Consider the following 14,210-nt stretch of genomic DNA (forward strand, 5'->3'; position numbering starts at 1 on the left):
GCGTATGAGAAATCTATTTATCCTCCTATTCCTACTGATTTCCCTCTTTGGTCTGACTTCCTGTTCTCATTCCAACCGAGATGTGCTGCTGCGTTACGAACAATCCCTTGTCTATGCCGATTCGCTGGCGCAGGCCGGTGATGCCGACAGTGCCCGTGCCGTGGGGCTGCTCTCCAGTCTGCACCAAGAGTATGAGCAGGCAAAGGAACTTTCCGGTGGGCGTGCCGTCCGTATGGTGCCTGCCAACCGTTGGAAGCAGATAGGGTGGGGCACTTTCGGTGTCTTGATGTTGGGGCTGAACGCTTGGCTCTCTGTGGTCGATTTCAATTTTTTCAGGGAGCGCAAGCATCGCAGTTATCTGATTGAATTGAGCGAGAACGAACAGCGTTTGCAGGACTACGAGCGCGAACGTGAAGAACTGGAAGCGTGCTTGGACGAAATGTCGCTCACGAACGAGGAGCGGGAAGAGGTGCGCCAGTCGCTGACCAATCTGATGGAGCAAAGCGGTCGCCTCTGCACGGAGAACGAATCCCTTCGCCTTCGCCTTAAGGAGTACGAGAATCGTCCAGTGCCCCGCGAAGTGGAAATGCTGCAAAAGGAGGGTGAGCGTGTCCGTCAGCTGGACGGGCAGATGCAGGCGCTCACTTCTGCTTTGATAGACGGCGACGAGGTGGTGCAACAACTGCGCAACCAGCCCAAATTCCTTATGGACGACCGTTGGAAGTACCTGAACAACCTTGCCGATAAAATGTACGATGGCTTCAACGACCGCCTCTTGGCGCGTTTCCCTCGCCTTACGCCTGCCGACCGCCAGTTGTGCCTGCTTATCCGCTTGCGCTTTACGAATGTGCAGATTGCTACATTCACGGCAGTCTCTCCTGCCACGGTTTCGCAACAGAAGTTTCGCCTGAAGAAACGGATGACGCAGGCGGATGGCAGGCTGTTTGCCGATGGGGAGACGCTGGATACAGTAGTGTGTCATGTCTGAAATTTCGGATTGCAAGACAACAGTAACAAGGGTATGAAACTATTAGGTGGCATTAAGATAAATTAAGCCCGTAATTTTTTTACGGAAATCCTTTTCCGTATCTTTGTCTTCTGAAAGTTAAGCCAATAGAAATATGTTAGTAAAATTTGCTGTTACCAACTATCGTGGATTTGCAGACCGCATTGAGTGGGATTTGTCAAGTCCGGCTAATTATGAGTTCAATAAAAACGCTATCAAAGACGGTATCATAAAAAATGGTATTGTATATGGACCGAACGGATCGGGTAAAACAAACTTCAGTTTAGCCTTATTCGATATTGAGAACCATTTGTCGCCCAAATGGAAGAAGATAGATTATTATGTGAATTTTATTTATACCGGAAATAAAGAGGGAGTAGTCGAGTTCGAATATATATTTAGGTTTGAGAACGAGATAGTTGTCTATGCCTATTCTAAAAATGCCGGTGGTATATTAGTGTCCGAATCGCTTAGGGTGGACGATAATTTGGTTTTTGAACGGAAGAATGGTTCTTTTTGCATAGACAAGCAACAGTTTCCTATGGAAGAAACCATAGAGAATAACCTCGGAAGCAATGCAAATAATGTGTCGATAGTCAATTTCTTATTGACTTCCTACCCGTTGGGCAAAGAACACTACTTGATAAAACTCAGTAAGTTTGTCAACTCGATGCTTTGGTTTCGGAATCTTGATACAAGGGAATTTATCGGACTGGAAACAACTGCAATGAATCTTGATGAGTTTATCATTGCAAACGGATTGCTCGAAGACTTCTCAAATTTCCTGCGGAGAGTCAGTGGACAAACGTTCCGGCTTGTCGCACATACGCCTGCCGATAAACAAATACTTTGTGATATAGGCGGTTCGGAAATACCTTTCTACTTGGTTGCATCTACGGGAACGAGGTCGCTGCAATTACTTTATTTTTGGATGAAACGAATGAGTGAGGCGTCATTTGTCTTTATTGACGAATTTGATGCGTTCTACCATTTCCGTTTAGCCTTTGAAGTGTGCAAAATGCTGTTCAATATGGATTGCCAGATATTTACTTCTTCACATAACACGTATTTAATGACCAATGACCTGCTGCGTCCGGACTGTAATTTCATCTTGAATGAAAATAAGATTAAACCTTTGTGTGACTGTACGGATAAAGAGTTGAGGTTTGGACACAATATCGAAAAACTTTTCCGGGGTAATACTTTCAAGGTATGATACTATTTATTTTTGAAGGTAAGAAATGTGAGCCTCGTCTTTTTGAGACTTTGAAACATTTGTTTTTCGCCAAAGAAACAGAGCCGTTTGTATGTACTTATAACAGTAATATTTATTCTTTATATTCAAAGTTAAAGGGGTATGATGTCTTTGAAAATGTTACAGCAAGCGGAAATACGGTAACTATACTTAATGATATATTGCAAAAGAAAGGGGATGATACTCTTGCTGATATTCTGGAAGTGGATGTTTCTGAAATATTCTTGTTTTTTGATTATGATTTTCAAGAATCCCGATTGACATTGGAAGAGAACAACCGACATATCGGTGAAATGCTGGAGTATTTTGACGATGAAACCGAAAATGGGAAATTGTATATCAATTATCCGATGGTGGAGTCTGTGTTCTATACCAAGCAACTGCCGGATAAGGATTATCTGAGTTATGACGTTACTCGTGAGAAATGTCATAATTTTAAAGCCTTGGCTCGTGATTTTTCTTTTTATAATTCTTTTGAGCATCTGCTTATATCAGGTAATAAAAATGAGAAAGAGGAAAAGAAGTTGCTGAAACAACAGACTGCTAAAGAAAATTGGCTGCATTTGACCGATATGAATGTTCGGAAGGCAAACTTCATTTGTGTAAGTGTTGATGCTATACCTGCTTTAAAAGAAAATCTAGCTCAGAGCAACATATATGAAAATCAACTGGCTAAATATGTAAATACAGAAAGTTGCAGAGTATCTGTCTTGAACTCATTTCCGATATTTTTATATGATTATTTTAGGGATATAGTCAGTTTGTGTTGATTTATTAGGACAAAAAGTCGGTGATTTCCCCCTTGTTCTCAATTCTGTTTTGCTATAATATAACCTCGGTCTTATACTGAACCCTATTCAGTCGTATACTGAATGCCATTCAGTCGTATATTGAATCCTATTCAGTCGTATACTGAATTACCCCCACTTCAGAAGGCGTTCTGTGAGGGGATGGAGTGTGACGGATTGATGGCTTGAAACGGATGTCTTTGGACTTTGAAATGTTGTTACAAAATGAAATGAGAAACTGATTGGTGACTTAAAAATATTGTTATTCCTTGTTATTTCAACAGTTCGCTTTCTATCAGACTGCTAAAGTGTTGAATTGATTACGGATGAGAGCATAGAATCAAATTGTTCCATAATTAAAAATATCCCTCCAAAAGAAGTGAGTTTACCGGATTTTATGCTTATTTTTGTCATGCTTGTTGAAGATTTCTTGTGCTTTTTTGCAACACTAATTTAAGTGAATCTTCTGACATGGCAAAGTACTGGGCAATATTTTATTGCTCAGTACTTTAAATAATTGTTTTTGTAAAGTGCCGCGGAATTGCGTTTTATTTTCACGTCTCCTACTTTCATCAAGGATGAATCAAAGAAAGAGAAACTTAAAACATTAGAAAACAATTAAGAAACAAGATATATGACTGACATATTAAAACATTTGGATTTGAACTCCGCAGACGGAACGCAACTCAATCTTGATGCGCTCTATCAGATAGCACCTTCGGCATTTACCGAAGTACGTGATGACAAGACTGGTGAAATCTCCCGAAAGGTAAACTTCGAGGTGCTTCGCCGGTTGCTTGGCGACCATGTCACAGACGGCGGTGGCGAGATGTATCAGTTTACATGGGTAGGCAAGAACGCCGCTCGTATGGAGGCTGCCAAACCAACCGATAAGACATTACGCCCGGTGGTGGAAGATTCCTTGGATTGGGACAATACGAAGAATATCTATATCGAAGGTGATAACCTGGAAGTGCTCAAACTCTTGCAACGCTCATATATGGGTAAGGTGAAGATGATTTATATCGACCCACCCTATAATACTGGCAATGACTTTGTGTATCACGACGACTTTGCTCGCACTGCTGCCGAAGAGGATTTCAAAGCCGGCAATGTGGACGAGTTGGGCTATCGCTTCAGGAAGAATACCGATACGAATGGTAAGTTTCATTCGGATTGGTGTAGTATGATTTATAGTCGTTTGCTGGTGGCTCGTTCTCTGCTCACGGAGGATGGAGTTATCTTTATTTCGATAGGTGATGATGAGAATGCAAATCTCATCAAAATATGCGATGAAGTCTTTGGTGAGCATAATTTCATTGCTGATATTTGCCATAAGCATAGAGCTTCTGTTTCTAATGATAGAATAATATCTGAGAATCACAATCACATTGCGTTTTATGCAAAAGAAATAAATGAGGTGTTTGCTCAACAAAAGAATATAGGAGAAGACCCAGTATTAGACGGATTTAATCGAGAAGACGATAAGGGAAAATATAAATTGGCACCTGTGGATGGTCCTGGTGGAGCAAAGAAAGGTAATCCTTTTTACGAATTTATGGGCGTTGAAGGATATTGGAGATATTCAAAAGAGACCATGCAGAAACTGTATGATAATGGACTGCTTATTGTCACAGAGAACAATCTCCAGAAGAAGTATTACGAAGATCAGGCTCGGCAATCAAGAAAAAAAGTTACGACTTGGTGGGATGCAGATTTCTTAACTTCTTCCGCAACTTCATATCTTCAGAAATTAATGGGCTGCAAAGCATTCGACAATCCTAAAAGTATAAATCTCTTGATAAGGATGCTCAAGATGATGACTCATTTTGATAAAGATGCACTTATCCTCGATTTCTTCTCAGGCTCTGCCACCACTGCTCATGCTGTAATGCAACTCAACGCCGAAGACGGAGGTAACAGAAGATATATCTGCGTTCAGCTTCCCGAAGAAACGCCAGAAGATAGCGAAGCACGTAAGGCAGGCTACGCCACTATCCCTGAGATAGCTAAAGAACGCATCCGTCGTGCCGGTGCAAAAATCAAAACTGATTCTCCGCTTACTACACAAAATCTCGACACCGGTTTCCGTGTCTATCGCCTCGATGAAAGTAACTACGAGAAAGTATCGCTTTCACCTAAGGAATACAAGCAAGACCAGCTCGACCTCTTTGCCAATAATATCAAGGATGACCGTACCGACCTCGACCTGCTCTATGGCTCTATGTTGGCATGGGGTGTTCGTTTGGACTTACCCTTGTTGACAGAAACCGTGGATGGCTGCACCATCTACACCGTCAATGAAGGCGACCTCGTGGCTTGTTTTTCTCCAGATATTACCGATAAGGTAGTAGCTGCGATGGCAGACAAAAGTCCTTTACGTGTACTCTTCCGCGATGCCTGTTTCAAAGAAGATGCTCAGAAAATCAACATCTATGAGCAGTTCAAGCAAGCCTTGGATTGGGCGGATAATGATGCGTTTAATAATATCAGGGTAATATAATAAAACGACATTTTCAATGGAAAAGAATATCATCATACAGCACACTGAAGAAGGCGATTCTGAATATGTGAAACTTGTCTCACATATTTTAGAACTTTGGAATGATGCTCGTGGTAAAGCTATCAAGGCAGTGAACCATTCGTTACTGATGGCGAATTGGGCGACAGGACAATATATTATAGAATTTGAGCAAAAAGGTAACGCCAAAGCTCGCTATGGAGACCGCCTATTGGTGAACCTCTCCAAGGACTTGACACGGTTGAGAGGCAGGGGCTTCAGTCGCTCCAACTTAACATACATGCGTATGTTTTACCTTAAGTTTCCAAAATGTGAGACAGTGTCTCACATTTTAACGTGGAGTCATTACTTTGAGTTGTTGAAGTGCGAAGATCCGTTGGAAATGCAATTCTATATGACCGAAGCTATCAAGGAAGGTTGGAAAGTGCGGGAATTGAAAAGACAGATGAACAGTTCTTTGTATGAACGGCTTGCACTGAGCACGGATAAGGCAGGAATACTGGCTTTGGCGAACGAGGGGCACATAGTTCAAAAGCCGGAGGACATCATAAAAGACCCTTACGTGCTTGAATTTACCGGTCTGCCTGTTCGCAAGAGATACAAAGAAAGTGAGTTGGAAACAGCTCTGAAAGCAAATATGGAAACTTTCCTGCTGGAGTTAGGTAGAGGTTTTGCTTTCATTGGTCGTCAATATGTCATACCTATTGGGAGTCGTAGATTTAAGGTAGATATGGTGTTCTATCATGCCATACTGAAATGTTATGTACTGATAGACTTGAAACGTGCTGAAATCAAACACGGAGACATCGGGCAGATGAATTTATATCTGAATTACTTTAAGGCAGAAATTTGCCAACCAGACGACAATCTACCTATTGGAATCGTATTGGGCGCAAAGAAAGACGAACTCTTGATGGAGTATGCGCTTGAAGGTATCAGCAATCAGTTGTTTGCTGCACGTTATCAATTATACTTACCTAAGAAAGAAGAGTTGCAGGCGCAATTAAATAACATCATAGATGGTATGGAGGAATAGTAGCTTATGAGAATCAAGTATAAACATCAACGCTTTCAAGCGGAAGCTACCAAATGTGTGAGTGATGTGTTTCAGGGGCAACCCAAACACGATGGCAGCCGCACCTTCTTGAACAAGTTTGGTGCGCTCAACTTCGACGGATTCGGCAATCTTCCCCTTGTGCTTGACAATGAAAGTATTTGCGAGAATGTGCGTGGCATACAGATGGCAGAAGGATTAAAGCCCGTGGAGCATCTGGAGGGAGACGGACGTACCTTTACCATCGAGATGGAAACAGGTACGGGTAAGACCTATACCTACATCAAGACCATGTACGAGCTGAACGCCCGCTATGGCTGGTCGAAATTTGTGATTGTAGTGCCAAGTATTGCCATCCGCGAAGGTGTGTTCAAGAGTTTTGAGAGTATGGCAGAGCACTTTGCTGGAGAATATGGTAAGCGTATGCAATACTTCATCTATAACTCCAAGCAGCTCGCTAAGATTGATGCCTTTGCTTCGGATAACGGCATTCATGTAATGATTATCAACACGCAGGCTTTTAATGCTTCGCTCAACGAAGATAAAAACAAAGAAGGACGTGCCGGTGATGCAGCCGCCCGTATCATCTTCTCACGCCGTGATGAGTTCGGCTCGCGAAAGCCGATTGACATCTTGGCAAAAATGAATCCCATCCTAATCATTGACGAACCGCAAAGCGTGTTGGGAACGGATAAAAGTAATGCTACACGAAAAGGTATCAAACTGTTTAACCCGCTCTTTACCCTACTTTATAGTGCCACGCACCGTGAAATATTCAACCAAGTATATCGCCTCGATGCCATCGACGCTTACAACAAGAAACTGGTGAAGAAAATAGAGGTACGCAGTGTGCATCAAGTGGGGTCTACAGCCACCAATGGTTATGTTTATCTAGATGAAATCGTTATTAGTAAAGGCAATCCACGAGCTCGATTGGGCTTCGATGTCAAGACTGTCAATGGCACACGCCAGACCATTCGCTTGGTGAATGAGGGCTTCGACCTCAAAGAGCAAAGCGGCGGTTTGCAGGAATATGCCGATAACTTTAAAGTGGAACGTATAGACGGATTGACCAACACCGTGCATTTCCTCAACGGACTGACGCTTCATCCCGGTGAGGTGGTGGGCAGCGTGAATGAGGATATTCTCCGTCGCCACCAGATACGTGAAACCATCAAGACTCATTTGGAACGTGAACGCCAACTTTTCGCTCGCGGCATCAAAGTGCTGTCATTGTTCTTTATCGACCATGTGGACAGTTATCGCATCTATGGTAAAGACAACATGGAAAAGGGTAAGTTCGCAAAGATGTTTGAAGAGGAGTACCAACGTGCCTTGCAAGAGTTTATGCCTACCTTTACGGATGCTGCCTACTCTTGCTTCCTTTCCAATCCGGAGAATGCGCCCGAAAACATTCACGATGGTTACTTCTCTATCGATAAAAAAGGGAAGAGCGTGGAATCGAAGAATAAGGAAGGCGAAAACGAAGAACGTGGTTTCGACCTTATCATGAAGGATAAGGAGCGTTTACTTAGCCAAAGTTGTCCCGTTCGCTTCATCTTCTCTCACTCGGCCTTGAAGGAAGGTTGGGACAATCCTAATGTGTTCCAGATTTGTACGTTGAAAGACACCTCCAACGAAATCAAGAAACGTCAGGAGGTGGGGCGTGGTATGCGCCTATGCGTCAACGATAAGGGCGAACGTCAAGATGCCGACGTATTGGGCGACCATGTGTTCGACACCAATATCTTGACCGTTATTGCCAGCGAGAGCTATGACGACTTTGCCAAGAAGCTGCAAACAGACATGGCGGAAGCCTGCAGTAACCGTCCGGTGGTTGTACCACCTACGTTGTTTATCGACCAGCTGACGCAAACCGAGGACGGACATAACATAAAGATAACCACTGAGCAGGCTGTGGAAATCCACGAGGAACTGATTGGGCAAGGTTACATCAGAAAGGGTAAGCTAACGCAGAAGTATTTTGATGAAAAGAAAGCCGGAACGCTCAACTTTGGTGAAATGGAAAATCTACGCTCGTTTATCGTCAAGCAGTTGGATAAGGTATTCAATCCCGATGCGTTCAAACCAGCTAACAGACGCAACAAGACGGAGGCTCATTTCGTGAAAGACAACTTCAACAAAAAAGAGTGGCAAGAGTTGTGGAAGCGTATCAATACACGTACCTATTACAATGTGCGCTTTGAAACTCCAAAGCTCATAAAGGCTGCCATTGATGCACTCGACAAGCATCTGAATGTGACAGAGGTTCGTATCGTTGTGGAAAGTGGCGGCATGGAAAGCATCCGTGACCGAAAGGAGTTGGAAGCCGGAACTGCTATGAGCGCAGCCACTGTGAAGACTATCCGTGTGACGGAAGCCATTGGTGCAGAGGTAACTTACGACTTGGTAGGTGAACTCGTGCAATCCACCGGTCTAACTCGCCGCACCATTGTAGAAATGCTGAAAGGCGTTAATCATGCGACTTTTCATCAGTTCAAGCTGAATCCAGAGGAGTTCATCATCAAGGCAGGTCGCATTATCAATGACTGTAAAGCAATTTCCCTCATCCAACATATACAATACGAAAAACGTACCGGTACTTTTGGCACAGACATCTTTGAGGAAGCCACGCTGCGCGGTACTCTCGGTAGGGACGCCATCGAAAGCACCAAGTCTCTCTACGACCTTGTGGTAGTGGATAGCGGGAGAATCGAAAAGAGCTTTACCGAATCACTGGAAGCCGAGGATGATGTAGTGGTATATAGCAAACTGCCGGGAGGTTTCTACATCAACACCCCAATGGGCAAATACAATCCCGACTGGGCTGTAGCTTTCCGAGAAGGCACTGTGAAGCACGTATATTTCGTAGCGGAAACCAAAGGTAACGACATCGAAGTATCACAACTTCGTCATTCCGAGGATGCCAAGATAGAATGTGCTCGTCGCCACTTTGCAGCTATCAGTACAGGTGATATGGTGTATAGTGTGGTGAAGACCTATCAGGATTTGTATAATGCAGTAACAAAATAAAATCAGCCAAACACGTAGAGAGGTACATTCTCTCTATGTGTGCATTCTTTCTTTTCACTGGCATAAACTCTAAATGATATCATATTGCAAAGAATAGCTTATAACAACTATTCTGTAGAGACCGGAAGATATAGGCGTATTCATTATCAGAGGTTTGCGTGTATAGCTTGTAGAGATTACCACCTTATTCTTCTTATTTCCGCTTTATTTTCCCCTCTCCTTGTAGAGACGGCGTTTTTGTAATCCTTTGTTTTTAAATGATTTATGAAAAATGGTTGTAGATGCCATTTTCTTGTTTTCCCTTGTTTCCCGCCCTAACTTTGCAACATCGAATTTGAGAAAAGCAGACGGCTGAATCGTTGAGGCCTCACGATGAAAACTTCTGCTTCTCGGGTGAGACAAGAGAACCCGTATCATTATTAATTAATCATTTAAAACATTACGATTATGGCATTTTTTAGAAGAATTCAGAAGAAAGTAAACAATTTGTGGTACCCTCAATCTGTAACCTGGGGTAAGGCGGTTACTACCCGTGAAGTGGCAGATGAACTGTCTGTCATTTCTACCGTGACCCGTGGTGACACATATGCAGTGATGGAGAATTTGGGACGTGTATTGAGTAATTTCATGGGACAGGGACGTACTGTGAAGATAGATGGTGTAGGCACCTTCTACTATACTGCCACCTCTACCAAAAGAGGAGTGCTGACTGCTGCGGAGGTAAGCGCTTCGCTGATTAACGGAGTGCGCGTTCGTTTCCTGCCCGAAGTGGAGCGCAATAGTGGCCGTCAGGTGACTACCCGCAGCATGGTGAATACGAAGATTGTTTGGGAAGAATGGGGCAAGACCTCTACCTCTACGGGCGGCAATCCCGGCGGCAACGACGGTGACCAAGGCGAGAACCCGTTGGGCTGATTCTCCTTCTTTGAAAGTAACTGATGACCGACACAGTTTCTATGCTAAAAGCTTCCCGTACAATCTCTTGGTTGTGCGGGAAGCTTTACTTTTTAGCATCTTTTATCATTTTTTTCTGCCTTTCTTTAATGGATTATCGCTAATTTCGAGCGATTTTTCGTAAATGTGGCTGAATAACTAATAATTTATAATATGGAGAACTTGAATACAGCACTTTTGCTGATGGTGGTAGGTATGGCAACAGTCTTCGCTATCCTGCTGATTGTTATTAACTTAGGAAAAGCTCTTATTGCATTGGTGAATAAATATGCGCCCGAAGAGGTGGCACCGGCTAAAGCAGCGGCAAATGGTCCCGCACCTGTCCCCGGTAATATTCTGGCAGCTATCAGTGCTGCCGTAACAGTAGTGACACAAGGTAAGGGTAAAGTTGCTAAGGTAGAAAAAATCTGAATCAATTATAAAAATAAAAACACACCGAATAAATTAGTATGAAAAAGGAAATTAAATTCAGCTTGGTATTCAGGGACATGTGGCAGAGTGCCGGAAAATATGTACCCCGCGTTGACCAGCTGGTGAAAGTAGCTCCCGCCATCATCGAGATGGGTTGTTTTGCGCGCGTGGAAACCAATGGCGGAGGTTTTGAACAAGTAAATCTGCTGTTTGGGGAGAATCCGAATAAAGCCGTGCGCGAGTGGACGAAGCCGTTCCATGAAGCCGGTATCCAGACCCACATGTTAGACCGTGCCCTCAATGGCCTCCGCATGAGTCCTGTGCCCGCTGATGTGCGTAAGTTGTTCTATAAGGTGAAGAAAGCGCAGGGTACGGACATCACGCGTACCTTCTGCGGTCTGAACGATACCCGCAATATCATCCCTTCCATCGGTTATGCACACGATGCCGGAATGATTTCCCAATGTTCGCTCTGTATCACCCATTCACCTATCCATACAGTAGAATACTACACGAACATGGCTTTGCAGCTTATCAAGGCAGGTGCCGACGAAATCTGCATCAAGGATATGGCAGGTATCGGACGTCCGGTTTCTCTAGGTAAGATTGTGGCCAACATCAAGGCGGCACATCCCGATATTCCTATCCAGTACCATAGCCATGCAGGTCCCGGTTTCAATATGGCAAGCATTCTTGAAGTGTGCGAGGCGGGTTGCGACTATATCGACGTAGGCATGGAACCGCTGTCATGGGGTACGGGACATGCAGACTTGCTCAGCGTGCAGGCTATGCTGAAAGATGCAGGCTTCCAGGTGCCCGAAATCAATATGGAGGCATATATGAAGGTACGTGCCCTCATCCAGGAGTTTATGGACGACTTCCTCGGCTTGTATATCAGTCCACGCAACCGCTTGATGAACTCCCTGCTGATTGGTCCCGGACTGCCGGGCGGCATGATGGGCAGTCTGATGGCCGACTTGGAGTCCAACTTGGAATCCATCAACAAATACAAGGCAAAACGCAACCTGCCTTTCATGAAGCAGGACGAATTGCTCATTAAGTTGTTCAATGAAGTGGCATACGTTTGGCCGCGCGTAGGTTATCCTCCATTGGTGACTCCGTTCAGCCAGTACGTCAAGAACCTCTCCATGATGAACGTCATTGCTATGGAGAAGGGCAAGGAACGCTGGGGCATGATTGCCGATGATATCTGGGATATGCTGTTGGGCAAAGCCGGTAAGTTGCCGGGTGAATTGGCTCCTGAACTTATCGAAAAAGCGGAGCGCGAAGGACGCAAGTTTTTCACCGGCAATCCGCAAGACAACTACCCCGATGCTTTGGACAAGTACCGCAAGCTGATGAAGGAAAACAAATGGGAATTGGGCGAGGACGACGAAGAACTCTTCGAGTACGCCATGCACCCGGCTCAATACGAGGCCTATAAGAGCGGCAAGGCAAAACAAGACTTCCTGGAAGACGTGGAAAAACGTCGTGCCGAACGTGACAAGTCTCCGCTGGACGATGCCAAACCCAAGACGCTCACCGTGCAGGTGGACGGTCAGGCTTACCGCGTGACGGTAGCCTATGGCGATATCGACCTGCCCGCCTCGGCCACAGACAAGGTTTCTGCTTCCGTAGGCGAAGGACAGGATGTGCCTGCTCCGTTGGAAGGCAAGTTCTTCCTGACCAAGAACACGCAGGAAACTTCGTTGAAGGTAGGCGATAAGGTGAAGAAAGGCGACCTGCTTTGCTATATCGAAGCCATGAAGACATACAATGCCATCCGTGCGGATTTTGATGGAACGGTGACGGCTATCTGTGTCAACCCCGGCGATTCTGTTTCTGAAGATGATGTATTAATGAAGATAGGATAATGGAAGATATATTTGCAAAACTCTATGACATGACGGCCTTCAGCAACATCATTGCCGATCCGTCGTTCCTCGTGATGTATGCCATCGCTTTCATCCTGCTTTATTTAGGTATCAAGAAACACTATGAACCGCTGTTGCTGGTGCCCATCGCTTTCGGTGTGCTCATTGCCAACTTTCCCGGTGGTGACATGGGTGTGGTTCAGGCGGACGAGAACGGAATGGTCATGGTAGGCGGGGTAATGAAGAATATCTGGGAGATGCCGTTGCACGAAATCGCGCATGACCTCGGACTGATGAACTTCATCTATTACATGCTGATTAAGACCGGTTTCCTGCCTCCTGTCATCTTTATGGGTGTGGGTGCGATGACTGATTTCGGTCCGATGCTTCGTAACTTGCGTCTCTCCATATTCGGTGCAGCGGCCCAGTTGGGTATCTTTACCGTGCTGCTTTGTGCCGTGTTGATGGGTTTTACTCCGCAGGAAGCGGGTGCGTTAGGTATTATCGGTGGTGCCGATGGTCCTACCGCTATCTTTACTACCATTAAGCTGGCTCCTCATTTGCTGGGTCCTATTGCCATTGCTGCTTATTCTTATATGGCGCTGGTACCGGTCATCATTCCGATGGTGGTGAAGCTGTTCTGTACCAAGAAGGAATTGATGATTAACATGAAGGAGCAGGAGAAACTGTATCCTTCGAAAATCGAGATTAAGAATCTGCGTGTATTGAAGATTATCTTCCCGATTGCTGTGACTACGGTTGTCGCCTTGTTTGTGCCCACGGCAGTGCCTTTGATTGGTATGTTGATGTTTGGTAACCTGATTAAGGAAATAGGTTCTGATACGAGCCGTCTGTTCGATGCGGCAGCCAACAGTATTATGAATGCGGCTACTATTTTCCTTGGACTGAGCGTGGGTGCCACCATGACCAGTGAGGCTTTCTTGAACTGGACGACCATTGGTATCGTAATCGGCGGCTTCCTGGCGTTTGCACTGTCCATTACCGGCGGTATCTTTTTTGTAAAGCTGTTCAACTTGTTCAGCAAAAAGAAGATTAATCCGTTGATTGGTGCAACCGGATTGAGTGCCGTGCCCATGGCAAGCCGTGTCTGCAATGATATTGCAACGAAATATGACCCTAAGAACCATGTGCTGAATTACTGTATGTCCAGTAATATCTCCGGTGTAATCGGGTCGGCTGTTGCGGCGGGTGTGCTGATTTCGTTCCTGGGATAAACAGTCTGTAGGAAAAATATAAAGAAACTCCGGTATGGCTTTGTAAAGCTATGCCGGAGTTTTTTGTATGTTTTTTAAG

The 14,210-nt window shown here is 44.7% G+C and carries 10 protein-coding genes; all 10 read left to right on the top strand.

Features of this window, described 5'->3' with window-relative positions; genetic code table 11:
• Positions 1-4: 4 nt before the first annotated feature.
• The 10 genes from HU824_RS05455 (at position 5) to HU824_RS05500 (ending at position 14,131) form a co-directional block, all read left to right on the top strand.
• Positions 5-988, top strand: a complete 984-nt coding sequence (locus HU824_RS05455; RefSeq protein WP_136011185.1) for a hypothetical protein — start codon at positions 5-7, stop codon at positions 986-988.
• A 133-nt stretch (positions 989-1,121) separates the two neighbouring features.
• Positions 1,122-2,222 (top strand): ATP/GTP-binding protein, encoded by a 1,101-nt coding sequence (locus tag HU824_RS05460; RefSeq protein WP_176468316.1) that lies wholly within the window; start codon positions 1,122-1,124, stop codon positions 2,220-2,222.
• Positions 2,219-3,031: a hypothetical protein gene (locus HU824_RS05465; protein ID WP_176468317.1), complete on the top strand. Its 813-nt coding sequence runs from the start codon at positions 2,219-2,221 to the stop codon at positions 3,029-3,031. The genes HU824_RS05460 and HU824_RS05465 overlap by 4 nt, the downstream gene beginning before the upstream one ends.
• Positions 3,032-3,683: 652 nt before the next feature.
• Complete coding sequence (locus tag HU824_RS05470; RefSeq protein ID WP_176468318.1) at positions 3,684-5,552, top strand: site-specific DNA-methyltransferase; 1,869 nt, start codon at positions 3,684-3,686, stop codon at positions 5,550-5,552.
• Positions 5,553-5,568: 16 nt separating this feature from the next.
• Positions 5,569-6,606 carry a YhcG family protein gene (locus HU824_RS05475; protein ID WP_176468319.1) on the top strand — a complete coding sequence of 346 codons (1,038 nt, stop codon included), beginning with the start codon at positions 5,569-5,571 and terminating at the stop codon, positions 6,604-6,606.
• A 6-nt stretch (positions 6,607-6,612) separates the two neighbouring features.
• On the top strand, positions 6,613-9,657 hold the full coding sequence (locus HU824_RS05480) for a DEAD/DEAH box helicase family protein (protein WP_176468320.1): 3,045 nt from the start codon (positions 6,613-6,615) through the stop codon (positions 9,655-9,657).
• A gap of 447 nt (positions 9,658-10,104) precedes the next feature.
• The gene (locus HU824_RS05485) at positions 10,105-10,572 is read left to right on the top strand and encodes an HU family DNA-binding protein (protein WP_176468321.1); all 468 of its coding nucleotides are present in this window, start codon (positions 10,105-10,107) and stop codon (positions 10,570-10,572) included.
• A 192-nt stretch (positions 10,573-10,764) separates the two neighbouring features.
• Complete coding sequence (locus HU824_RS05490; RefSeq protein ID WP_136011302.1) at positions 10,765-11,022, top strand: OadG family protein; 258 nt, start codon at positions 10,765-10,767, stop codon at positions 11,020-11,022.
• Positions 11,023-11,060: 38 nt separating this feature from the next.
• Complete coding sequence (locus HU824_RS05495) at positions 11,061-12,896, top strand: biotin/lipoyl-containing protein (protein WP_136011303.1); 1,836 nt, start codon at positions 11,061-11,063, stop codon at positions 12,894-12,896.
• Positions 12,896-14,131, top strand: a complete 1,236-nt coding sequence (locus tag HU824_RS05500) for a sodium ion-translocating decarboxylase subunit beta (protein ID WP_136011304.1) — start codon at positions 12,896-12,898, stop codon at positions 14,129-14,131. The genes HU824_RS05495 and HU824_RS05500 overlap by 1 nt, the downstream gene beginning before the upstream one ends.
• Positions 14,132-14,210: the final 79 nt, after the last annotated feature.

It is taken from the genome of Bacteroides sp. L10-4 (assembly GCF_013373675.1).
Classification (GTDB): Bacteria; Bacteroidota; Bacteroidia; order Bacteroidales; family Bacteroidaceae; genus Bacteroides; species Bacteroides muris.